Source organism: Candidatus Methylomirabilota bacterium (genome assembly GCA_035315345.1).
GTDB lineage: Bacteria > Methylomirabilota > Methylomirabilia > Rokubacteriales > CSP1-6 > CAMLFJ01.
This window is the reverse complement of the sequence record DATFYA010000080.1, coordinates 1-21,167: the sequence shown is the minus strand read 5'-3', so window position 1 is coordinate 21,167 and position 21,167 is coordinate 1. Positions and strand designations below refer to the sequence as shown.

Here is a 21,167-nt window from a genome sequence, read left to right as displayed (position 1 = left end):
AGGACCGCTCGAATGTCCCAGCCGGTATGGCTCCGGATCGAAGGAGCCCGGCAGAACAACCTGAAGAACGTCTCCGTCGACATCCCCCACGACCGCGTCACCGTCATCACCGGGGTTTCCGGATCGGGAAAGTCGTCGCTGGCCTTCGATACCCTCTTCGCGGAGGGGCAGTGGCGCTACATCGAATCGCTCTCGACCTACGCCCGCATGTTCCTGGAGCGGCTCGACCGCCCGGACGTGGACCGCATCGAGCACATCCGGCCCGCCATCGCGCTCGAGCAGAAGAATCCGGTCCGCACCGCGCGCTCCACGGTGGGCACCGCCACCGAGGTGCACGACTACCTGCGCCTGCTCTTCGCCAAGGTCGGGCACGTGCACTGCCCCACCTGCGGCGCGGAGGCCCGCAGCGACTCCGCGGACCAGGTGGCGGATCTCCTGCTACGCGACCACCCCGGGGCCCGGGCCATGATCTGCTTCCCGCTCGCCCCCGAGGCGACGCGCGATCCCCGGGCGCTCTTCGCGGCGCTGCTGCAGCGCGGCTTCGCCCGCGTCAAGGCGGGCGACGTCGTCTGGGACCTCGCCGAGGTGAGCGCCCGGCCGGCCGGTGAGCCGATCGACCTGGATCCGCGCCGCCTCGCGGTGGTGCTGGATCGCGTCGTGATCGGCCCGGACAGCCGGCGTCGGATCACCGACTCGCTGGAGACCGCGCTGGCCGAGGGCGAGGGCCGCGCCAGCGTCGACTTGCTCGAGCGCGGGGCGGTGCCGGTCAGCCGAGACTTCCATTGCCCGGCCTGTGGCGTGGCCCTGGCCCGGCCGCAGCCCTTGCTCTTCTCCTTCAACCATCCGCTCGGCGCCTGTCCCGAGTGCAAGGGCTTCGGCAACGTGCTGCGCTACGACGAGGCGCGGGTGGTGCCGGATCCGACGCGCAGCTTGGCCGACGGCGCGGTGGAGCCGTGGTCGCACCCGTCGGGGCGCTGGTACCAGAAGCAGCTGCTGAAGGCGGCCCGCAAGCGCGGGGTCGACGTGACGCGGCCCTACGCCGAGCTGACCGCGGAGGACCGCGGCTGGGTATACGAGGGGGGCGGCGGGCTCACCGGCATCCGCGGCTTCTTCGAGGAGGTCGAATCCTACCGCTACAAGCTCCACGTGCGGGTCTTCCTGTCGCGCTACCGAAGCCAGTCGCCGTGCCCGCGCTGCGCCGGCGAGCGGCTGCGTCCCGACGCCCTGGCGGTCCGGGTAGGCGGGGCCAACATCGCCGAGCTCGGACGGCAGACCGTCGAGGAGCTGGACGCCTTCTTCGCCGCCCTGCCCCTGTCTGAATGGCAGCAGACGGTGGCGCGCGACGTCCTGAAGCTCTTGCGGGCCAAGCTGTCCTTCCTCCTGCGCGTGGGCCTGGGCTATCTGACCCTCGCGCGGCAGACCCGCACCCTGTCGGGCGGAGAGGCGCAGCGGATCAATCTGGCCAACCAGCTCGGCGCGCAGCTCACCGGCACGCTCTACGTCCTCGACGAGCCGTCGATCGGCCTGCATCCGCGCGACACCACGCGCCTCGCCGAGCTCTGCCGCGAGCTCGCGTCGGCCGGCAACACGGTGGTGATCGTGGAGCACGACCGGGCGCTGATCGAGGTAGCCGACTACCTCATCGAGATGGGGCCGGGCTCGGGTGAGCGCGGCGGCACCGTCGTCTTCGCGGGATCGCAGGCCGAGTTCCGCAAGGACCCGCGCTCGCTGACCGCGCGCTACCTGAGCGGCCGCGACACCATCCCACTGCCGCTGGCCCGGCGCGAAGGCCGCCGGGCCCTCGTGCTGACGGGCGCGCGGGCTCACAACCTGAAGAACGTGACGGTGAAGATTCCGCTGAACACGCTGACCTGCGTGACCGGGGTGTCCGGCTCGGGCAAGTCCACCCTGGTGCACGACACGCTCTACCGGGCGGTGGCGCGGCACTTCAAGGTCGATTTCGCGGTCGCGGGCACCCACGACGAGCTGCGCGGGCTGCCGCATCTCAAGGGCGTGCGGCTGATCGACCAGGACCCGATCGGCCGGACGCCGCGATCCAATCCGGTCACCTACGTGAAGGCCTTCGACGAGATCCGCCGTCTGTTCGCGAGCCTGAGCCGCGCGCAGACGCTCGGGCTGGGTCCCGGCGCGTTCTCGTTCAACGTGCCGGGGGGCCGCTGCGAGACCTGCGAGGGCGACGGCTTCCAGAAGCTCGAGATGTACTTCGTGGAGGACGTGTACGTAACCTGCCAGGAATGCGAGGGCAAGCGGTACCGCCCCGACGTGCTGCAGGTCACCTACCGGAACCGGGACATCAGCCAGGTGCTCCAGCAGACGGTGGACGAGGCGGTGGCGTTCTTCTCCGCCGAGCCGGTGTTGCAGCGACGGCTGAAGGTGCTGCAGGAGGTGGGGCTCGGATACCTGCGGCTCGGCCAGCCCGCCACCAAGCTGTCGGGAGGCGAGGCGCAGCGGCTGAAGATCGCGGCGGAGCTGGCCGCCAAGCCCACCAGCGATCATCTCTTCATCCTCGACGAGCCGACCACCGGACTGCATCTCGACGACGTGCGCAAGCTGCTGGTGGTGCTCAACCGCCTCGTCGACGCGGGCAACACGGTGCTGGTGGTCGAGCATCATCTCGACGTGATCAAGACCGCCGACTGGGTGATCGATCTCGGCCCCGAGGGGGGCGAGGCGGGCGGCGAGCTGGTGGCCGAAGGAACGCCCGAGCAGGTCGCGCAGGTGTCCGGGTCCTACACCGGCAAGTTCCTCCGCGACCTGCTGCCCCGGCCTAACGGACGAGCCGCGTCCGCCTCGAAGTAATGGATCTCCACCACCTGCTGGAGGCGGCGGGCATCGTCGTCGCCGGCGTCCTCTTCTATTCGCTGGCCTACGGCTGGTTCGAGCCCGACGACCCGCGCCGGCGCCCGCTCTGGGTCGGCGTCCTCGGCCTCGCGTGGGGCGGTATCGCGGTCCTCCTCATGATCTCGCGCATCGAGACGTCCGAGGGAGTCTTCGTCGACGGCCGGGTGATCCCGGTCGCGATCATCGGGCTCTTCGAGGGCTGGGGAGCCGGAATGCTCGCGGCGTTGCCCGCGGTCGCCTATCGGATCTGGCTCGGGGGCAGCGGCACCGTCGCCGGCATCGTGACGGTGGTGGCGGTGGCGACGGCGGCCGGGCTGGCCCATCGCTGGGCCGGCGGCACCACCGCGGTGCGCAGCCGGCACGCGTTCGCCCTGGCCGGGGCCACGTTCCTGATCGTGTTCGCGGGATTCGGCCTGCTGGGCGAGCGCGGTCGCACCATGTTCGCGCGCGTCTGGCCGTCGTACCTCGGGCTGACCATGATCGGGCTTCCCGCCCTGGCCCTGCTGATGGCGACGATCGTCGAGCGGCGCGGCCTGGCCCAGGAGCGCGAGCGATTCCGGGCGGTGCTCGACGGGGCCACCGACGCGATCCGGATCGTGGACGCCGACACCCACGCGATCCTCGATTGCAACCGGGCGGACTGCGAGCTGTCCGGCCTCTCGCGCGAGCAGATTCTCGGACGCGACTCGCGGTCGTTCTGGCCGTCGCCGGCCACGACCGCCGTCGCCGATGAAGCCGGTGCCGATCGGAAGGACGGGATGCCCCGGACGCACGCGGCCCTGTTCGAGACGGCGGCCGGGCGCGTCCTCTCGGTGGACTGCGCCCGGCGCACCGTGGAGTATCGTCACCATCGCTACGAGATCGTGATCTTCCGCGACGCGGCCGAGCGGCTGGCCGGCGAAGACGCCCGCCGCGAGGCGGCGTCGCTGCGCTCGGTGAACCTGCTGGCCCAGGCCGCGGCGCACGAGATCAACAATCCGCTCGCGGTCATCGCGGGCTACGTCCAGATGCTCGAGGATCGGCTGCCGCCCGGCACCGAGGAGAGTCACTGGGCCCGCAACTGCCGCAACGCGGCGGCGCGCATCCGCGACGCGGTCGCGCGGCTGAGTCGGATCGTCCGCGTGGAGGCCACGCACCCCACCGGCACGCTCCCTCCCGTCCTCGACACCAAGCGGTCGTCGGAGAAGCCCCGGGACGATGCCGGCCGCTGACCTCGGCATCCGGCCGAGGCTCTTCTATGGATGGATCGTCGTGGCGACGGCGTTCCTCGTCCTGTTCATGGCCTACGGCACGCAGTACGCCTTCGGGGTGTTCCTCGCCGCCCTCGGCGAGGAGTTCGGCTGGAGCCGGGCGAGCCTCTCCGGCGTCTTCTCCCTGTACGCGTTCGTGTACTCGGTATTCGCGCTCGGGGCCGGCCGCCTCACCGACCGGTGGGGCCCGCGCGCGGTCATCTCGGTCGGGGGCGCGCTGCTCGGCATCGGGCTGATGCTGATGAGCCGGGTCACCGCCCTGTGGCAGCCCTACCTGCTCTACGGAACCGTCGCGGCGCTGGGCATGTCGACGGCCTACGTCCCATGCAACGCCACCGTCGCGAAGTGGTTCACGCGCCGCCGCGGTATCGCGGTCGGCCTCGCCAGCGCGGGCGGCAGCCTCGGCACCTTCGCGCTGCCGCCGGTCGCCCACCTGCTGGTGAGCCATCTCGGCTGGCGCGGAGCCTACGTCGTCTTCGGCGCCGCGGTGCTGGTCGCCCTCAACGGCCTCGGCGTGCTGATGCGGCGCGATCCCGAGACCATGGGGCTGCGGCCCGACGGCGCCCCCGCGGTCGCCGCGTCCCCTCGCTCGGGCCGCCGCTCGGGTGGTTGGACGGTGGCGGAGGCGCTGCGCACCCGCGCGTTCTGGATGCTCTACGGCGTCTTCGCGGCCACGTGGACGCCGGTATTCATCCCGCTCGTGCACCTGGTGCCCATGGCCCGCGGGTTCGGCATCGCGCCGCTGCTGGCCGCCACGCTGGTCAGCGCGGTCGGAGTCGCCGCGATGGCGGGACGCCTGGTGATGGGCGCGGCCTCGGACCGGATCGGGCGGCGTGCCGCCCTCGCGGTCGCCTTCGTCCTTCAGGCCGGCGCCTTCATGGGCTTCTCGTGGTCGAACGAGCTCGCCGCCCTCTACGCGGCCTCCGTCGTCTTCGGCTTCTCGTACGGGGCCGCGTCCGCGCTCTTCACCCCCACCGTCGCCGACTTCTTCGGCCGCGAACACGCGGGGAGCCTCGCCGGGCTGCTCTTCTCGCTGGCCGGCTCGATGGCCGCGTGCGGGCCGTTCGCGGCCGGCTTCATCTACGATCGCGCCGGCGACTACCGCCTCGCCTGGTGGCTCAGCGCCGCGTGCAACGGACTCGCGTTGAGCCTGCTCGCGTTCACGCGCCCGCCCGCGCCGCGCGACGAGCCCGCGCCCGCTTGACGCCGCCCGGCGCGCTCGCGTAGAGTCGCGGCGCGGAGGAGCTCATGGCCTCGCTCAAGGACAAGTACTGCATCGTCGGAGTCGGAGAGACCGAGTACAGCCGGCAGTCCGGGCGCAGCACGCGCGCCATGGCGGTCGAGGCGGTGGGCAACGCCATGCGCGACGCCGGCCTCGGCAAGGACGGCGTGGACGGCATGATGTCCTACCAGAGCGGCGACTCGGTGTTCGCCAACTGGGTCGCGCCGGATCTGGGGATGCGCCTGAACTTCTACATGGACGTCTTCGGCGGAGGTTCCTCCACCGAGGCCCTGATCGGGCTCGCGATGGGCGCCATCGAGGCCGGCATGTGCCACACCGTGGCGATCTTCCGGTCGATGAACGGTTACTCCGACTTCCGCATCGGCGGCACCGGTGCGCGCGCGGCCCAGCCGGTGCGGGGCATGGACCTGGCCCAGGTGCCCTTCGGCATGCGGAGCGCGGGCCAGAACTTCGCCCCGACCTTCATGCGCCACATGTACGAGTACGGGACGACGTCGGAGCAGGTGGCCCACGTGCGGGTGGCCCACAGCAAGCACGCCTCCCAGAACCCGAAGGCCCTGCTGAAGGACCGCGTCACGGTGGCGGACGTGATGGCCTCCCGCTGGATCTGCAAACCGCTCCACCTGCTGGACTGCTGCCTGGAGACCGACAACGCCACCGCCCTCATCGTGACGAGCGCGGAGCGAGCGCGCGATCTGCGGCGTAAGCCGGTCTACATCATGGGCGTGGCCGGGCGCGTGAACAAGCCGCGCACCGACTTCCACTGGGCCTACGGGCCGATCACTCGCGTCGCCGGCTACCACGCCAAGGACATCGTATTCGGCCAGGCCGGCATCGCTCCGGACGACGTGCACGTCACCGGCTCCTACGACGCGTTCACCTTCACCACCATGCTGCAGCTCGAAGAGTACGGCTTCTGCAAGAAGGGGGAGGGCGGGGCGTACGTGTCGAGCGGCATCATCGAGCTGGGCGGCAAACGGCCGAACAACACCTCGGGCAGCCACCTCTGCGAGGGGTACACCCACGGCATCTCGATGGTGATCGAGAACGTGCGACAGCTCCGCGGCCAGGTGGACGACTATTGCCCGGGCGGGGAGGACGGCAAGCACACCTACGACTACTCGCCGGGCAAGTGCCGCCAGGTCCGGGACGCGCGCGTCACCATGAATCTCGGCTGGGCGATGCCCCCGACCGGCTCCGCCCTCATCATGAGGAACTAGCCCGATGGCCTCCGTCGAGTACCGCGGCATGAACCTGGTGGTCCCGGAGAACGACTCGGAGTGGCGCGAGCACTTCAAGCTGGCGCGCACCAACCATCAGCTGATGCTGCGCGCGTGCACGCAATGCAAGCTGATGCGCTACCCTCCGAGCCACGGCTGCCCGTGGTGCCTGTCGCTCGAATGGCAGTGGACGCCGGTGAGCGGCCGCGGGCACATCTACTCGTACGAGGTCGTGCACCACGCGATCCAGCCCGGCTTCAAGGAGTGGACGCCCTACGCGGTGGTCCTGGTCGAGCTCGACGAGCAGCGCGGCGCGCCGACTCCGGACGAGGCGCTTCGGATCATCGGCAACCTCGTCACCCCCGAGCTCAAGCCGGAGCCCGAGGCGAACGTGGCGATCGGCAAGCGGGTGCGCGTCGTCTTCCAGGACCTCTCGGCCGACTTCGCGCTGCCTCAGTTCACGCTGACCGACGAGCCGCCCGTGGGCCGCGTCTGGCGGCTTCCCGGCTAGCCAGCGCCTCCAGCCCGAGCCACACCAGTCCCTGGGCGGCCAGGCTCACGGCGAGGGCGAGCAGGAACGCGGCGTCGCGCCCCAGTCCCACTGCGCCGCCGGCCAGCACGAAGCAGAACAGCGCGAAGCTCCACATCGCGGGCAGGAACGCGCGCAGGAATCCTACCGCGGCCGGGGTGCCCTGCTGGGCGTGAGTGAAGGCGAGCAGGATCGTGGTGGCGATCGGGAACGGGGTGATCGCGCCGGAGAGGCGCGGACCGAGCCACCCGGCCAGTCCGGTGACCAGCAGCACCAGCATGACCGCGGATGCCATGCGCAGCGGCAGATCCCACGTGGGCGCGCGGGCCGGCGGCGGGGGCTCGGGCAGGCGCGGGAGGACGAAGCGCGCGACTCCAAACGCACCCAGGGTCAGGCCGAGGCCGGACCGCGCCGTCCAGTGCACCGCCTGGAGCGCGACGGTCAGCACGCCGAACGCGCTCCAGCCCACGAGCACGCACGCCCACCACGGGCGCGTCATCGCCATCCACGAGTAGATCACCGCGAAGGCGGCCACCGCGGCGAGACCGGCGAGGGTCGCCTCGGCGGCGCGCGCCACGAACGCCTCGCCCTGCTCGAGGGCCAGGAAGAAAAGAACCGGGCCGGCCACCAGCGGGAGCGCATTCAGCCAGCCGCCGAGGCGCGGACCGAAGCGACGGCCGGCCAGCGTCACCAGGGCGATGAGCCCCGGCACCAGGATCAGCTTGAGGAGAAGGGTCACCCGCGGGTCAGGCGCGCCACGATCGCATCGAAGACGCGATCGGCGCGGCGCGCACCTCATCCGGGTCAGCGGCTGGATCGGGTGCGCGACCGTCACCGGCCGATGATCGCCCCGAGCGCGTCGCTGGTCTCGAGAACCTCCCGACGGAGATCCTCCGGAGCCGGGCGCGCGTAGGTCGGCTTCCGCACCCGGACGATCGCGCGCGGATCGAACCGCGCGCGGAGCAGCTCCTCGACCCGGTCGAGCAGGTGGCTGCCTTCGGCTTCGAGCTATCGAGCCGCGTGACCCGCTGGCCGTCGAGGCGCTCGAGACACGCGGGGCAGCGGCGCGAGACGGTCGACGGATCCGTCGGATCGAGCAGCTCGTCGTCGCTCATCGCCGCGCGCGGGAGAAGGTCAGGGCTTGCACAGGCGCAGGTTGGCGTAGTCCCCCTGCGCGCTGCTCTTGGTGTCGTCGGAATCGGTGAGGACCGCGATGCCGGCCGGCTTCGGCGGCTTGTCCACCCCGAAGAGCTTGCGGTAGTCCTCGCGCACGTCGGCCTGCTCCTCGAGCCACTGCCCGGCCTGGTCCGTCCCGCTGCGGAGCACCCGCACCTGTGTGCTGCCCGCGCTGGAGGTCAGACGCGTGCCCACCGGCACCACGCGGCTCCAGATGTACTTGACGCTCTTCACGGTGCCCATCGGGCCGGGGAAAAGTGCGTAGACCGAGACCGCGCTGTCGTTGGTCGACGACTTCCGCTCGTCGGAGCCCTTGGGGAACTCCACCGCCCGCCAGGACCAGGTCAGGATCGGATAGGCGTCCAGGTCCCACGACACCTCGCGGCCGGCCTGGATGCCGACGCCGCGCGAGGCCGCGTGCAGGAAGCGCCGGCCGTCCTCCTCGCGGATGGCATACACCGGCCGGCCCTCCTCCTTGCGCGGCTTCCAGTCGACCGGGAAGTCGCCGACCTTGCCCCGGGAGAAGTCGTCGACCACCACGCACTCCGCGGCCCACACGCGGCCGACGCTCGGCGCCGCGGCCACCAGCAGCAGGACGATCAGCGCCCGCGCCGCCACCACGAATGCACCAGCTGGTCGACCACCTGCACGAGCTGGCCCACCGTGCGGCATTCCTTCACGATGTCGCACGACGGCGCGTAGAGCGGCATCACGCTGTCTCCGATGCCCCAGCCCCACTGCCCTTCCGGATTGAGCCAGATGACGCCCTTGACGCGCTCCCGGATCTGCCGGATGGCCCACGCCTGCGGGTCGTTGTAGTTGTTGCGCGCGTCTCCCAGGACGAGCACGGTGGTCTTGCGGTCGAGCGACTCGAGCTCGGTCTTGACGAAGCGGCTGAACGCGTACCCGAAGTCGGACCGGCAGTGATAGTCGACCGAGGAGGACTTCAGTGCCCAGTCGATCGCGGTGTCGACCGGATAGGTGTTGAAGGCCTGGGTCACCTCCGCGATCTCGGACACGAAGACGTAGGAGCGAACCCGCGAGAAGCAGTCCTGGAGGCTCCACACCAGCTGCAGCATGAAGCGGGACGCATTGCGGACCGAGTCCGACACGTCGCAGAGGGTGATGAGCTTCGGCTTCTCGCGGTGCCGTCGACGGAAGCGCACCTCCATCGGCACGCCGCCGTACTGCAGGCTCTGCCGGATGGTGCGCCGGGAATCGAGCCGGCCCTTCTCCTCCTGCCGCTGCCGGAGAGCGAGGGCGTCCTTGATCTTGCGGGCCAATCGCGCGACCACCGCCTTCATCTGGGCGACCTCGTCGGCGGAGAGGGCAAACAGCGGCTTGTCGCTCAGCACCTCGCGGGTCAGCTTCTCGCCCTGACGGAAGGCGCGGCGCTCCAGCTCGCGCTCCACGTGCTGACGGATCATGCGCCGGAACGCCTCCAGACGCAGATCGAGGTAGTTGCGGATGCGCGCCAGCATGCCCGGATCCAGCCCCTTGGCCTCCAGCAGCTGCATGATCCGGCTCAGATCCCGCTCGATGGCCTCCCAGTCGAACTTGTCGTAGATGCGTCGCGAGAAGTAGCCGACCTGGAGGAAATACATCAGCCGCTCGAGCCCGGTGCCCTGGCCCTCCTGGCGAATGGCCATCTCCATGTCGGTGCCCTGCCCGCTCAGCATCAATTCGGTGAGGTCGTCCAGCTCCATGCCCGCTTCGGAGGTGAGCCGATCGAGCATCTCCTGGATCTTGGGGTCCTCCGGCCCGAGCGCCTTCTTGAGGCCCTCGCCGAGAGCTTGCAGATCCAGGAAGTAGAGATCGAAGATGCGGTTGAAGGTCGCCAGGTCGCGCGACTCCTTGACCAGCGTCGTGGCCAGCGCGCTCTTGAACGTCTCGCGATCCTCCAGCCCGATCTCGGTGGAGGCGGCCAGCGCATCCAGCGCCTCGCTCGGCGAGATGCGCATCTCGGCCCGCCGCAAATCGCCGATGAACTCGAGAATCCGCTGATCCATCAGAGTCCGCGTGCGTGAATCATCTCGGACTCATCGGCTGAAGTGGACCCAGGAGGACTTGAAGACGTCCTCGCCGCCGTCACGGCTGATCGGGTAGAGGCGCCCGTCCTCGAGGCGGATGAGGCCGTGGAACGAGCCCTGGGCGATGAGATGCGTCATCTCGAGCTTCCAGCCGAGCGGCCCGGCCGGCGCTTCCTCGTCGCGCTCCTGCGCCCGGGTCACGTCGGCGACGTCGCCCACCAGGTGCAGGACCCGGACCGGCCCTTCGGTGCAGCGCAGCCCCAGCACCACCTTGTAGGACAGGCCCTGCCGCAGCGTCTCCACCGTCATCTCTCCCGGATGGAGCAGGTGGGGCATCGCTTCCGGCATGGTGACGCGATAGAAGTCGCGCGGGGTGGGATGGACGTAGTAGAAGTGCCAGCGGGCCGCGGCGAGGATCCACAGCTTGCTGTACTCGCCGAGCGCGCCCGAGATGCAGCGGCCGCCCTCGATGTAGACCGGCCCGGCCGTGCCCAGCTCGGACAGGCGAATCCGCGGGCTCGGAAACCACAGCTCGCGGAATTCGGTGAGGGTGGACCAGGCCCCGCTCATGGGCTCTAGCCCAGGTCGGCCAGCACCTTGTCGAGGGCGCCCTTGACCCGCTCCAGGTCCTTCTCGTGCTTCACGAGCATGGTCAGGGTGGACTCCACCAGCTCGCGATCGAGCGTCTCCGCGTTGAGAATGACCAGGGAGCGCGCCCAGTCGAGGCTCTCCGAGATCGAGGGCGCCTTGCGCAGCTCGAGCCCGCGGATGCGCTGCACCGCGGTGACCACCGTCTGGGCCAGCCGCTCGGACACCTCGGGAACCTTCAGCCGGATGATGGCCAGCTCCTCGTCCGCCGGCGGGAAGTCGATGAAGAGGTGCAGGCACCGCCGCTTGAGCCCGTCCGACAGCTCGCGGGCGTTGTTGGAGGTGAGCACGACCAGCGGGATCTGGGTGGCCCGGATGGTGCCCAGCTCCGGCACCGACACCTGGAAGTCGGACAGCACCTCGAGGAGGAAAGCCTCGAACTCGGGCTCCGCCTTGTCGATCTCGTCGACCAGCAACACCACCGGATCCGGCGACTCGATGGCCTGCAGCAGGGGCCGCGGGGCCAGGAAACGATGCGAGAAGAAGGCGTCGTCCTGGCCCGAGATGCGCGCGACCGCGTCGGGCAGCGAGGGCGCGTCGGCGATCAGCTCGCCGATGCGCTCGCGGAGCAGCTGGGTGTAGAGGAGCTGCTTGGCGTACTTCCACTCGTAGAGCGCCTTGCCTTCGTCGAGGCCCTCGTAGCACTGGAGGCGGATGAGATGGCGCGCGGTCACCTCGGCCAGCGTCTTGGCCAGCTCCGTCTTGCCCACGCCCGCCGGCCCCTCGATGAGGACCGGACGGCCCATGCGCGAGGCGAGGAACACGACGGTGGAGATGCGACGATTGGCGATGTAGCGCGCGTTCTTGAACTGCTGCTGGACGTCCTCCACGGACTGAAACATGGCGGCTCCCTGAGTGTGAACTGCCGGCAAGTGTAGCACAATCGCCACCGCCGATTGGCGGGCGCCGTCGTACGGTGCGACACTCGTTGCATGGACGCGAGATCGGCGCCGGAGAAGTCGCGCGCACGGGCCTATCACCGTCGTCAGCTCGCGCTGTCGCTGACCGAGATCGCGCTCTCCGCGGCCTATCTATTGGTCCTCGTCGAGACCAGAGCCGCGGTCTGGTTGACCGCGTGGATCCGGCAGTGGACCTCCCGCTGGTGGCTGGAGCTCGCGATCGCGGTGGTGATCCTGGCCGCGACCCACCGCCTGCTCACCATGCCGTTGACCTGGATCGCGCGGTACTGGCTCCCGCGCCGCTACGGCCTGCTCCATCAGTCGCTCGGTCGCTGGCTGCTCGACGTGCTCAAGGCGGGCCTGCTGGGCGCCGGGCTCGGCCTGGCCGCGGTCGAGATCGTGTACGGCCTGCTTCGGGTCACGCCGTGGTGGTGGCTCTGGGGTGCCGCCATCTTCCTGGCCGGCTACGCCCTGCTCGCGCTCGTCGCGCCCGTCTGGCTCGTGCCGCTCTTCTATCGGGTCACTCCGCTGCCGGACGGCCCGCTCAGGACGCGGCTGGTCACGCTCGCGGCGCGCGTCGGAGTGCCGGTGACCGGAATCTGGGTGGTGGATCAGTCACGAAAGAGCCGCACCGCGAACGCCGCGGTCACCGGCCTCGGCCGGACCCGACGGATCCTGCTCTTCGATACGCTGCTGAACGAGTTCACGCCCGACGAGATCGCGGCGGTGGTGGCTCACGAGCTGGCGCATCAGCTTCACGGCGACGTCCAGCGCGGCCTCCTCGTGCAGGGCGCGCTCACGCTGGTGACGTTCTGGGTCGCCAGCCACGCGCTGACCGCCGGCGCGCGCTGGCTCGCGCTCGAGGGGCCGGCCGATCCGGCCGGACTGCCCTTCTTCGGCCTAGTCCTGCTGGTGGTGAGCCTCCTCGCCCTGCCGATGGCCAACGGCTGGTCTCGCCACGTCGAGCGCAGCGCCGACCGATTCGCGCTCGAGACCATCCCGGACGCGGGCGCCTTCATCGGGGCGCTGGAGCGGCTGGCCGGGCTGAACCTGGCCGAGCGCGACCCCCACCCCCTGGAGGAGTTCTTTTTCTACTCCCACCCCGCCATCGGCGGGCGGATCGCCGAGGCGCGGCAATTTCGCCCGACTCTGACTTGACAGTGTGTCCGGGCAGCACCGGTGCCATTCTACGGCAGCCGCCAAAAGTCACCGAACTCATTACCCTATAAGGCTATTTCTTTATCGTGACCGGTGGCACTTTGCTTGCTTGGCAGCCATAGACCGTTTTTCAAACGGAAATGGGAGCGAGCCCGAGGTGACAATGGCGCGAGTCGGCAACCGAGGAGTGGGCGGCACCACGTCTCTCATCCGTCACCTCCAGATCCTCCGCACGGTCACCGAAGCCGTCAGCCGCTCCCTCGATCTCACCGAGGTCATCCAGAAGTCGCTGAGCGCGCTGACCCACGTCACCGGCCACGAGATCGCGAGCCTGCACCTGGTGTCCTCTGACGGCAAGATGTTGCTCCTGCGGGGCGAGCGCGGCCTGTCGCCGCGGCTGCGCGAGGTCAACGAGGTGCTCCCGATCGGCCAGGGCCTCATCGGCCGCGTGGCCGCCTCGGGACGGGTCCGACGCGTGGACGAAGCCGGCCGGGCTCCGGACCTGCTGCCCGCCGCCCGCGCCGCGGTCTCCGCCGACGGCATCCGCGGCTTCCTGTGCGTGCCGATCCGCGCCCGCCACCGGATCCTCGGGACGCTCTCGCTCGGCCGGCAGACCGAGGAGCGATTCACCGGCGAGGAGATCGCGCTCCTCGAGTCCACCGCCGACCAGATCGGGCTGGCGCTCGACAACGCGCGGCTGTACTCGGAGACTCGCCTGCAGCTCGAGGAGCTGCGCCGCTCGCACACCGACGTGGTCCGCGCGGAGCGGCTGGCCGCGGTGGGCGAGCTGGCCGGGGGCGTGGCCCACGAGATCAACAACCCCCTGATGATCATCCTCGGGCAGGTCCATCTGCTGTTGCAGTCGCAAGATCACGAGTCGGTCCTGAACGGGCTCAAGACCATCGACGGCGCCACCAAGCGTGCGGCCAACATCGTGCGCGAGCTCGTACTGTTCGCGGAGCGCTCGCCGCTGCGGCGGGGCCGCTGCAAGGTGAGCGATCAGATCTACAAGGTGCTCGCGCTGCATCAGTCACGGCTCGAAGGCGCGCGCATCACGGTGCAGACGGATTTCCAGGAAGTGCCCGAGATCTGGGCAGACAGCAATCAGCTCCAGGAAGCGCTGTTCCACCTCATCCAGAACGCCGAGCAGGCGATGTCCGCCGCCCGGGGCGGAGGCACCCTCACGATCCGGGTCCGGCCCGGCCACGACGGCGTGCGAATCGAGGTCGCCGACGACGGTCCCGGGGTCCCGCCCGACGATCTCGCCCGCGTGTTCAATCCCTTTTTCACGACCAAGGGGCCGGGCGAGGGACGCGGGCTGGGCCTGTCGGTGGCCCACAGCGTGGTCGCCGAGCACGAAGGCCGTCTCTGGGCCGACAATCGTCCGGGCGGCGGCGCGATCTTCGTGATGGAGCTGCCGGTCGGTGTTGCCGCGGCCGATTCGGCGCTGGCGCCCTCCATCTAAATTAGCCGCTCCGGCGCTCCCCAGGGCGCCCTTCCGCGTCTCGGAGTCGTCCCGCCGTACCCGGACCGCGTGGTAATCTTCCTGACCCATGCGCCGTCCCGTCCGCCTCGCCCGCATCGTCACGCTCTCCGCGGTCACCCTCGCCCTGGCGGCCTGCGCGCCGGCGGGCGGGTCGTCCAGCTCGTCGCCGAGCGTTCGCTGCGTGGACGAACCGGGCCGCGGCAGCTCGGGCGAGAACCGGCCGCTGTTTTTCGTCTTCTGCGCCCAGTCGCCCTGATCCCGCCTCGTCCCGATTCGAGTCCGTCCGGCGTGGTACTCTCCGGGCGGTAGCGTTCGATCCCACCGCGGAGGTCGTCATGAACACCCTCAAGGATTCCATCACGCAGGCCGTGGATCGGCTCGCCGACGAGCTGGAAGCTCTGTCCCACCGGATCCACGCCCATCCGGAGCTTGCCTATCAGGAAGTGCAGGCGTGCGGGTGGCTCGGCGACTTCCTGGCCGCGCAGGGATTCAAGGTCGAGCCGGGCGTGGGCGGCGTGGACACCGCGTTCCGGGCCACCATCGAGACCGGTGACGGCCCCACCATCGCCATCCTCTGCGAGTACGACGCGCTCCCCGGCATCGGGCACGCGTGCGGACACAACGTCATCGCGACGTCGGGGGCGGGCGCCGGCGCGGCGCTGGCCGCGGTTCGGGCCCGGCTGCCGAAGGGCCGGATCCAGGTCATCGGCACGCCCGCCGAGGAGGGCGGCGGCGGCAAGGTCAAGCTCATCAAGAGCGGCATTTTCCGGGACGTCGACTGCGCCATGATGATCCACGGCTTCGACCGCACCCTCCTGCATCAGGACCTGCTCGGCATCGTGCGGGGGACCTTCGAGTTCAGCGGGAAGGCTTCCCACGCCTCCGCCGACCCGTGGGAGGGCGTCAACGCCCTCGACGCGGTCATCGGGATGTACAACGCGGTCAGCATGCTGCGGCAACAGGTCCGTCCCGACTGCCGCATCCACGGCATCATCACGAACGGCGGCGCGGCCGCCAACATCATCCCCGAGTACGCCTCGGCGATCTTCTATGTGCGCGCGCCGCGGATCGAGACGATGTGGGATCTGTTCAAGCGGGTGACCGCGGCCGCCGAGGGCGCCGCCAAGGCCACCGGCTGCACCCTGAAGCTCATCCAGCACGACAGCGTCTACGAGCCGATGAAGTCGAGCCGCGTGATGCTGGATCTCTTCGCGGCCAACATGAAGACGGTGGGGCTGGCCGAGGGGCCGGCCATTCCCGACCGCCTCGGCTCCTCCGACATCGGCAACGTGAGCCAGGTCATCCCGGCCATCCAGCCCATGATCGGCATCGCGCCGACCGGCATGGCAATCCACACGCGGGAATTCGCCGACGCGGCGGTGAAGCCCCTCGCGCGCGCCGGGATGGTGGCCGCGGCAAAGACGATGGCGCTGACCACCCTCGATCTGCTCGCCGATCCCGCGCGCGTGAAGGCCGCCAAGGAAGAATTCGCGAGAACCCGATGAGCCCCGCAGGGGCGAAGAGGCCCAACCGCCGCGCGCGAGCGTCCTCCGGACCACCGCTGAGAAAATCCCCCGCAGGGGCGAAGAGGCCCAACCGCGGCGCGCTCGAAGACGCGAAGACCCGCGTCGCCGAGACGGTCGACCGCCTCGCCGACCAGCTCGAGCAAATCAGCCATCAGATCCACGCCAACCCCGAGCTGTGCTTCGAGGAGCACAAGGCGGCCGGGTGGCTCACCGACTTCCTCGCTCGTCAGGGCGCCGCGGTGGAGCGCGGGATCGGCGGGCTTCCCACCGCCTTCCGCGGCACCATCGCGGGTCAGGGGCCCGGCCCGACCATCGCGATCATGGCCGAGTACGACGCGCTGCCGAACATCGGGCACGCGTGTGGTCACAACGTCATCGCCACCGCGGGCACCGGCGCCGGCGCGGCCATCGCGGCGGCGCTCGGGACCCTGCCCTTCCCCGGGCGCATCCAGGTGATCGGGACGCCCGCCGAGGAAGGCGGGGCGGGCAAGGTGCGGCTCCTGGAGGCCGGCGTGTTCGAGGAGGTCGACGCCGCGATGATGATCCACGGCCGGTGCGGCACCCAGGTGTGGCGTCCGACCCTCGGCATCATCAAGGTGCGGTGCGATTTCCTCGGACGGGCGTCGCACGCGTCGTCCTGGCCGTGGCGCGGAATCAACGCGCTGAACGCGATGATCCAGCTCTTCGTCTCGCTCGACGGCATGCGGCAGCAGCTGCGCCCGGACGCACGCGTGCACGGAATCATCACCAAGGGCGGCGATCAGGCCAACATCATCCCCGAGCACACCGCCGCCGAGTTCTACCTGCGCGCGCCCACCCGCGACTACTGCCGCGAGCTGCTGCGCCGCTTCGAGGCGTGCGCGGAGGGCGCGGCCACCGCCACCGGCTGCACCGTGAAGGTGACCGCGGACGCCATCATCCACGACCCGCTGAAGGCTAACATCGCGATGGCCGAGCTGTTCGGCCGCAACCTGGCGCGGATCGACTTCCCGGTGGACCCTGACGACGGCGAGGCGGGCTATGGCTCCACCGATTGCGGCAACGTGAGCCAGGCCCTCCCCACCATCCACCCCTACATCCGCATCTCCCCGGACGGGGTGCCCGGCCACTCGCGGGAGTTCGCGGAGTGGGCCAGATCGCCGATCGCCCGCTCCGGCATGGTGGCCGCTGCCAAGGCGCTGGCCATGACCGCGCTGGACCTGCTGGCGCAGCCGGAGGAGCTGCAGAGGGCGAAGGACGAGTTCGCGCGGAGCTGCTAGTTCAGCTTGATGGAAACCCCGGCGCGGAAGTCCGCCGAGTCCGGCTCGCGCTGGAGCAGGCCCCGGCCGACGCCGGGGTCGAGGCGACCACGCAGGAAGCGGTACTCCCCGTAGAGCTGGGCGCGACTGGACAGCGGCAGCGCGAACCCCGCCCCGAGTCGAAGGTCGCTGTCAGCCCCGTCGCGGTCGCTCCGGAGGCTCGGCGGCAGCGTGGAGTTCCAGGACACGCCGGGGGAACCGCTCGAGCCCAGCGACAGGTACGGGCTCAGCAACCCGTAGAGGCGGTAGCTGTCCGACGCCAGCGGCAGGCGCACCGTCGTCTCACCGGGCATGTCGGCGACCGAGAGGTGTAGGTCCGGGATGGCGCGCGAGAGCGAGACCGGCGCCGGCTCCTCCGGAGCGTCGGCGGCGAGAGCCGTCCCCCACCAGGACGCGGGCAGGGCCAGCGCCACGAGCAGGAGTCGGACCAGCCGGAGCATGTCGTGTAGTGTACACGTGCGGTCAATCGCCGCGGGCCCGCAGCGCCTTCCTGATCTGGGTCAGGTGGTCCATCTCGTGGAGACGGAAGATGATCGCACACGCCTTCCAGTCGCAGTGCTCGGTCCAGTGCAACGGCTTCACGGTCCCATCGGATGCGCGGACGTTGATCACCATGACGATCGGCGCGCGGACCTCGGTCAGGCGATCCGGAGCTACGGTGAGCACGTCGAGGACTTCCCGATGAAGCCACCGCAGGGCGGCGCGCAGGTCGCTCCAGCTCCGGGCCATCGGGTGAGCCGACTGCAGACCGGCCGGGATCGGGCTGACCGGGGAATGCCGGCCGTCCATCAGCGCGCGCATCTCCTCCAGGGCCCGCGGGTGCGTCTCCACGAGGTGGTCCACCACCTCGTGCGGAGACCACTCGCCGTCGCCCGGCCGCTTCCCGGCCTGCGCCGCGGACACGGAGTCGAGCAGGGTATCCATGGTGGCGAACGCGTCGGCCACCCGCTCCCGAATCTGCGCGAGGGGGGCATCGGTTCCGCGCTCCTTGAGGTACGCCATGGCCTTCACCTGCTCGGCGGGCATCGTCATGAGAAGTCTCCGGCGGAGAGATAGCGCACCAGCGCGTCCTCGGCGACCCTTGCCGCCCGCGACGGCGTCATCAATCCGCGATCGAACGTGAGCTGAAGCGAGAGGCCGTCGAGCAGTCCCAGGACCACCGCGGCGGCTTCTTCAACGTCCACCCGTCTCCACCGGCCGTCGGCCACGCCCTGGGCCAGCGGCACCCCGATCAGGCGGCGGGCCCGCGCGTAGGCCTGGCGGTTCACCGCGGCGAGCCGCCGGTCGTGGAAGGCCTCGCCCCAGAACTCGATGAACACGGTCCAGAAGTCGCGGCTCTCGATGGCGGTCTCCAGGCACGCCCGGATCACCGCGCGCAGTCGCGCGCGGGCGTCCCGGGCGCCGCGCACCTCCGCGGCCACGCGGCGGTCGAGGTCCGCGGTCACCCGCCGGGCCGCCGCCGCGAGCATGGCGGCCTTGTCGCGGAAGTAGTAATGCAGGATACCCTGGCTCAGCGCGGCCTCCGTGGCCACCCGCTTCATGGTGAGGCCGGCGTACCCGTCGCGGGCGAGACAGCGGATGGTGGCCCGCACGATCTGCTCCCGCCGCACCGGTCGCACCCCGAGCTTCGGGGTCAACGCCCGCTCACGGTTTTTTGGTTGGTCGACCAATTATCATGGCGGGCCGCAGTATGCCGCGGAGGAGCGGGGGAGTCAAGCGGGCGGCGGGGCTCGGCCGCCCGCGGGCGCGCGGTCTAGCCGCCCTGGCGGCGCCGCTGGGCCGCCCGCTCCGCGTCGAGGCGCCCGGCCTCGGCGCCCGAATGATCGGCGTGGAGCATCGCGCCGGCCAGCGCCCGGTGGCCCGCCTGCTCCGCGATGAGGCGATGCATGGTCTGGCAGATGCGCCGGTACGCGGGATGGCCCTGGGGCGCGGTCCGTAGCTCGATCATGTGCATGGCCTCCCGCGCGTTCAGCTCCATGTAGAACCGCACGCGATAGGCCATGGCCACCGCGTAGGAGGCCACCGCCGGCATCTCGGCGGTGAGCGCATCGTGCAGGGCCGCCGAGTCCTCCATCACGCGCGTCCAGTCGCAGAGCGCCCCCGCCTCGGCGAGCTCGTCGGGGGTGACGTGCCCGTGACGCGGCGAGAGGGCCTGCCACTCCAGCGTGAGGAGGCGATGCCGCTGCAGATCGCGAAACGCGCCGTAGTCTCCCAGCACGTCGAAGCGGTACGCGGTGCGCTCGAACGCGCGGCCCGGCTTGTGGCGCCGGTTCTCCCGCCGCCCCACGTAGGCGTCCAGCACCTGTCGTCGCTCCTCGACCGACAGCCGGCGGGCCGCCGCGAGCAGCTGGTCGTCCGGGAGCCGCGAGGCGGCGTAGAGCGCGGCGGCCACCACCTTCACCTCGCCGTCGGGATCGAAATCGGTCAGCGTCACCTCCGGACGGGGCTCCGGCTCGATGCCGGCAAGCAGGCGGACCGCCGCCGCCGCGGTGGCCTCGCGGGTGTCTTCGAGATAGCGCGCCCACACGCCGCCCCGCTCCGGCCGCGATAGGCGACGGAGGAATGCGGGGATCACCCGGTCGAGCTCGGCGAACATCAGCTCGGCATAGTCGCGAACTTCCCGCAGCGGATGGGCCCGCATGCGAAGGAGCAGCCCTTCGTAGCCCTGGCCGGTCCCGAAGATCCCCACGTTCGAGCGCGTGGCCGCGGGCAGGAGGCCACGCAGGCTGTCGAGGGCCTTGGCGCGGATGGTCATGCGGTAGGCCGCCTCGCTCTCCCCGGGCGGCGGGGGAAAACGGCTCATCCAGTACTCCCGCATCGGGTCGATCCAGCGGGCGTAGGTCTCGAAGGCGCGGTCGAGCACCTCGACGTACCGGGCTCGCAGGGGATGATCGTCGAGCTCGGCGGGCACGTGGTACTTGAAGCGCCCGTCCGGGCGATCGGTGTACGGCACGTAGCGCGTGGATTGCTCGAGGTAGGCCATGAGCCGGCCCCACTCGAGCACCTTGGTCAGGAGATTGGATGCGCCCTCGACCGCGAGGTGGACGCCGCCCAGCTGAGCGACCGAATCGTCGCCGTAGTCGCTGAGCACCCGCTCGTAGAGCCGATCGGCGCGGCTCGTGCCGATGGTCTCCGCGGTCACCGGTCCCCGCGCCGGCTCCAGGAACTCGTCGAGGAAGAGACGGCGGAGCGACTTCGCGGAGCGGGAGTACCGCGCGAACAGCGCGCCCTTGACCACCTCGGGCAGGTTGACCAGCGCGAAGACCGGCCCGTCGAGATTGGTGAAGTACGGCCCGAGGGCGGCGCGCTCCTCGGGTGTGAAGGTCTCCACGGCGGTCATCTTAGCACGCACGTCGCGGCGGCCCGCCGCGAGCGCCCGTCGGCGCGTCCGGTTGCACGCTCCGAGGTCCGATGCAATAATCCGCGGCATGCCTCGGCGCGGATGGCTGCTCGGTCTGGTCGCGCTGGTCCTCCTCGCCGGGTGCGTCTCGGTCACGTTCGGTCGCGATTTCCCCTCGCCCGAGTCGCGATGGATCGTGAACGGCAAGACCGACCGCTACGGTCTCGTGCGCATGTTCGGCGAGCCCTATCAGATGGGCCTGGACAACGGCGACACCACGTGGCGATGGTTCTACGGACAGCGCGACGCGGGCTACGAGGTCAGCAAGGACCTCACGGTACGCTTCAACAACGACTGGATCGTCAAGTCGTACTCGTTCACCTCGAACTTTCCCGACGACCTCCGCCGGCTCAAGTAGCCGACGGGACCAGAGGAGGCTGCCATGCCCAACATCACGGTTCAGTGGTACGCCGGCCGCACCGACCAGCAGAAGCGCGAGATC

At 70.4% G+C, this 21,167-nt stretch carries 20 protein-coding genes; 11 read left to right on the top strand and 9 right to left on the bottom strand.

The features are described from left to right. Window positions 1-12 precede the first annotated feature (12 nt). Genes uvrA through VKN16_09675 form a run of 5 tightly spaced genes read left to right on the top strand, consistent with a single transcriptional unit; the run spans window position 13 to window position 7,086 of the window. Entirely contained in the window at window positions 13-2,820 is a 2,808-nt protein-coding gene (gene uvrA, locus VKN16_09695; GenBank protein HME94475.1) for an excinuclease ABC subunit UvrA, read from the top strand. Beyond that, window positions 2,820-4,073: a LytS/YhcK type 5TM receptor domain-containing protein gene (locus VKN16_09690; protein ID HME94474.1), complete on the top strand. Its 1,254-nt coding sequence runs from the start codon at window positions 2,820-2,822 to the stop codon at window positions 4,071-4,073. The genes uvrA and VKN16_09690 overlap by 1 nt, the downstream gene beginning before the upstream one ends. Beyond that, a complete protein-coding gene (locus tag VKN16_09685; GenBank protein ID HME94473.1) occupies window positions 4,060-5,316 on the top strand; it encodes an MFS transporter in 1,257 nt (418 codons plus the stop codon). The genes VKN16_09690 and VKN16_09685 overlap by 14 nt, the downstream gene beginning before the upstream one ends. Window positions 5,317-5,360: 44 nt before the next feature. Next, window positions 5,361-6,575: a hypothetical protein gene (locus VKN16_09680; protein HME94472.1), complete on the top strand. Its 1,215-nt coding sequence runs from the start codon at window positions 5,361-5,363 to the stop codon at window positions 6,573-6,575. A gap of 4 nt (window positions 6,576-6,579) precedes the next feature. Beyond that, window positions 6,580-7,086, top strand: a complete 507-nt coding sequence (locus VKN16_09675) for an OB-fold domain-containing protein (GenBank protein HME94471.1) — start codon at window positions 6,580-6,582, stop codon at window positions 7,084-7,086. On the opposite strand, the gene VKN16_09670 is transcribed toward VKN16_09675, so the two are convergent. From VKN16_09670 to VKN16_09650, 5 genes are all read right to left on the bottom strand, one after another. Continuing rightward, window positions 7,034-7,843 (bottom strand): hypothetical protein, encoded by an 810-nt coding sequence (locus tag VKN16_09670; protein ID HME94470.1) that lies wholly within the window; start codon window positions 7,841-7,843, stop codon window positions 7,034-7,036. The two genes, VKN16_09675 and VKN16_09670, sit on opposite strands and share 53 nt — an antisense overlap. Before the next feature lie 395 nt (window positions 7,844-8,238). Then, on the bottom strand, window positions 8,239-8,898 hold the full coding sequence (locus VKN16_09665) for a DUF3047 domain-containing protein (protein ID HME94469.1): 660 nt from the start codon (window positions 8,896-8,898) through the stop codon (window positions 8,239-8,241). After that, the gene (locus VKN16_09660; protein HME94468.1) at window positions 8,880-10,289 is read right to left on the bottom strand and encodes a VWA domain-containing protein; all 1,410 of its coding nucleotides are present in this window, start codon (window positions 10,287-10,289) and stop codon (window positions 8,880-8,882) included. Before VKN16_09660 ends, VKN16_09665 begins: the two co-directional genes overlap by 19 nt. 30 nt (window positions 10,290-10,319) lie before the next feature. Then, window positions 10,320-10,880: a hypothetical protein gene (locus VKN16_09655; protein HME94467.1), complete on the bottom strand. Its 561-nt coding sequence runs from the start codon at window positions 10,878-10,880 to the stop codon at window positions 10,320-10,322. Between the two features lie 5 nt (window positions 10,881-10,885). Continuing rightward, window positions 10,886-11,800 (bottom strand): MoxR family ATPase, encoded by a 915-nt coding sequence (locus VKN16_09650; GenBank protein HME94466.1) that lies wholly within the window; start codon window positions 11,798-11,800, stop codon window positions 10,886-10,888. A gap of 90 nt (window positions 11,801-11,890) precedes the next feature. Here VKN16_09650 and VKN16_09645 point away from each other — a divergent pair, with 90 nt between their 5' ends. From VKN16_09645 to VKN16_09625, 5 genes are all read left to right on the top strand, one after another. Beyond that, window positions 11,891-13,015, top strand: coding sequence for a M48 family metallopeptidase (locus VKN16_09645; protein HME94465.1), 1,125 nt, complete (start codon window positions 11,891-11,893; stop codon window positions 13,013-13,015). A gap of 163 nt (window positions 13,016-13,178) precedes the next feature. Continuing rightward, on the top strand, window positions 13,179-14,480 hold the full coding sequence (locus VKN16_09640) for an ATP-binding protein (GenBank protein ID HME94464.1): 1,302 nt from the start codon (window positions 13,179-13,181) through the stop codon (window positions 14,478-14,480). Window positions 14,481-14,568: 88 nt separating this feature from the next. Beyond that, complete coding sequence (locus VKN16_09635; protein ID HME94463.1) at window positions 14,569-14,757, top strand: hypothetical protein; 189 nt, start codon at window positions 14,569-14,571, stop codon at window positions 14,755-14,757. A gap of 79 nt (window positions 14,758-14,836) precedes the next feature. After that, window positions 14,837-16,006, top strand: coding sequence for a M20 family metallopeptidase (locus tag VKN16_09630; protein HME94462.1), 1,170 nt, complete (start codon window positions 14,837-14,839; stop codon window positions 16,004-16,006). Next, complete coding sequence (locus tag VKN16_09625; protein HME94461.1) at window positions 16,003-17,286, top strand: M20 family metallopeptidase; 1,284 nt, start codon at window positions 16,003-16,005, stop codon at window positions 17,284-17,286. Before VKN16_09630 ends, VKN16_09625 begins: the two co-directional genes overlap by 4 nt. Here VKN16_09625 and VKN16_09620 read toward each other — a convergent pair. From VKN16_09620 to VKN16_09605, 4 genes are all read right to left on the bottom strand, one after another. Beyond that, window positions 17,283-17,765: a hypothetical protein gene (locus VKN16_09620; GenBank protein HME94460.1), complete on the bottom strand. Its 483-nt coding sequence runs from the start codon at window positions 17,763-17,765 to the stop codon at window positions 17,283-17,285. The genes VKN16_09625 and VKN16_09620 overlap by 4 nt on opposite strands. A gap of 22 nt (window positions 17,766-17,787) precedes the next feature. After that, window positions 17,788-18,357 (bottom strand): DinB family protein, encoded by a 570-nt coding sequence (locus tag VKN16_09615; protein ID HME94459.1) that lies wholly within the window; start codon window positions 18,355-18,357, stop codon window positions 17,788-17,790. Next, window positions 18,354-18,962: a TetR/AcrR family transcriptional regulator gene (locus VKN16_09610; GenBank protein ID HME94458.1), complete on the bottom strand. Its 609-nt coding sequence runs from the start codon at window positions 18,960-18,962 to the stop codon at window positions 18,354-18,356. The genes VKN16_09615 and VKN16_09610 overlap by 4 nt, the downstream gene beginning before the upstream one ends. Window positions 18,963-19,078: 116 nt before the next feature. Continuing rightward, a complete protein-coding gene (locus VKN16_09605) occupies window positions 19,079-20,665 on the bottom strand; it encodes an FAD-dependent thymidylate synthase (GenBank protein ID HME94457.1) in 1,587 nt (528 codons plus the stop codon). Between the two features lie 88 nt (window positions 20,666-20,753). Here VKN16_09605 and VKN16_09600 point away from each other — a divergent pair, with 88 nt between their 5' ends. After that, window positions 20,754-21,083 carry a hypothetical protein gene (locus tag VKN16_09600; GenBank protein HME94456.1) on the top strand — a complete coding sequence of 110 codons (330 nt, stop codon included), beginning with the start codon at window positions 20,754-20,756 and terminating at the stop codon, window positions 21,081-21,083. Window positions 21,084-21,167 lie beyond the last annotated feature (84 nt).

What these genes read in the sequence shown, in the direction of transcription:
- uvrA (HME94475.1), top strand. Translation starts at nt 13, where the DNA reads ATGTCCCAGCCGGTATGGCTCCGGATCGAAGGAGCCCGGCAGAACAAC.
- VKN16_09690 (HME94474.1), top strand. Translation starts at nt 2,820, where the DNA reads ATGGATCTCCACCACCTGCTGGAGGCGGCGGGCATCGTCGTCGCCGGC.
- VKN16_09685 (HME94473.1), top strand. Translation starts at nt 4,060, where the DNA reads ATGCCGGCCGCTGACCTCGGCATCCGGCCGAGGCTCTTCTATGGATGG.
- VKN16_09680 (HME94472.1), top strand. Translation starts at nt 5,361, where the DNA reads ATGGCCTCGCTCAAGGACAAGTACTGCATCGTCGGAGTCGGAGAGACC.
- VKN16_09675 (HME94471.1), top strand. Translation starts at nt 6,580, where the DNA reads ATGGCCTCCGTCGAGTACCGCGGCATGAACCTGGTGGTCCCGGAGAAC.
- VKN16_09660 (HME94468.1), bottom strand. Translation starts at nt 10,289, where the DNA reads ATGGATCAGCGGATTCTCGAGTTCATCGGCGATTTGCGGCGGGCCGAG.
- VKN16_09655 (HME94467.1), bottom strand. Translation starts at nt 10,880, where the DNA reads ATGAGCGGGGCCTGGTCCACCCTCACCGAATTCCGCGAGCTGTGGTTT.
- VKN16_09650 (HME94466.1), bottom strand. Translation starts at nt 11,800, where the DNA reads ATGTTTCAGTCCGTGGAGGACGTCCAGCAGCAGTTCAAGAACGCGCGC.
- VKN16_09645 (HME94465.1), top strand. Translation starts at nt 11,891, where the DNA reads ATGGACGCGAGATCGGCGCCGGAGAAGTCGCGCGCACGGGCCTATCAC.
- VKN16_09640 (HME94464.1), top strand. Translation starts at nt 13,179, where the DNA reads ATGGCGCGAGTCGGCAACCGAGGAGTGGGCGGCACCACGTCTCTCATC.
- VKN16_09635 (HME94463.1), top strand. Translation starts at nt 14,569, where the DNA reads ATGCGCCGTCCCGTCCGCCTCGCCCGCATCGTCACGCTCTCCGCGGTC.
- VKN16_09630 (HME94462.1), top strand. Translation starts at nt 14,837, where the DNA reads ATGAACACCCTCAAGGATTCCATCACGCAGGCCGTGGATCGGCTCGCC.
- VKN16_09625 (HME94461.1), top strand. Translation starts at nt 16,003, where the DNA reads ATGAGCCCCGCAGGGGCGAAGAGGCCCAACCGCCGCGCGCGAGCGTCC.
- VKN16_09620 (HME94460.1), bottom strand. Translation starts at nt 17,765, where the DNA reads ATGCTCCGGCTGGTCCGACTCCTGCTCGTGGCGCTGGCCCTGCCCGCG.
- VKN16_09615 (HME94459.1), bottom strand. Translation starts at nt 18,357, where the DNA reads ATGACGATGCCCGCCGAGCAGGTGAAGGCCATGGCGTACCTCAAGGAG.
- VKN16_09605 (HME94457.1), bottom strand. Translation starts at nt 20,665, where the DNA reads ATGACCGCCGTGGAGACCTTCACACCCGAGGAGCGCGCCGCCCTCGGG.
- VKN16_09600 (HME94456.1), top strand. Translation starts at nt 20,754, where the DNA reads ATGCCTCGGCGCGGATGGCTGCTCGGTCTGGTCGCGCTGGTCCTCCTC.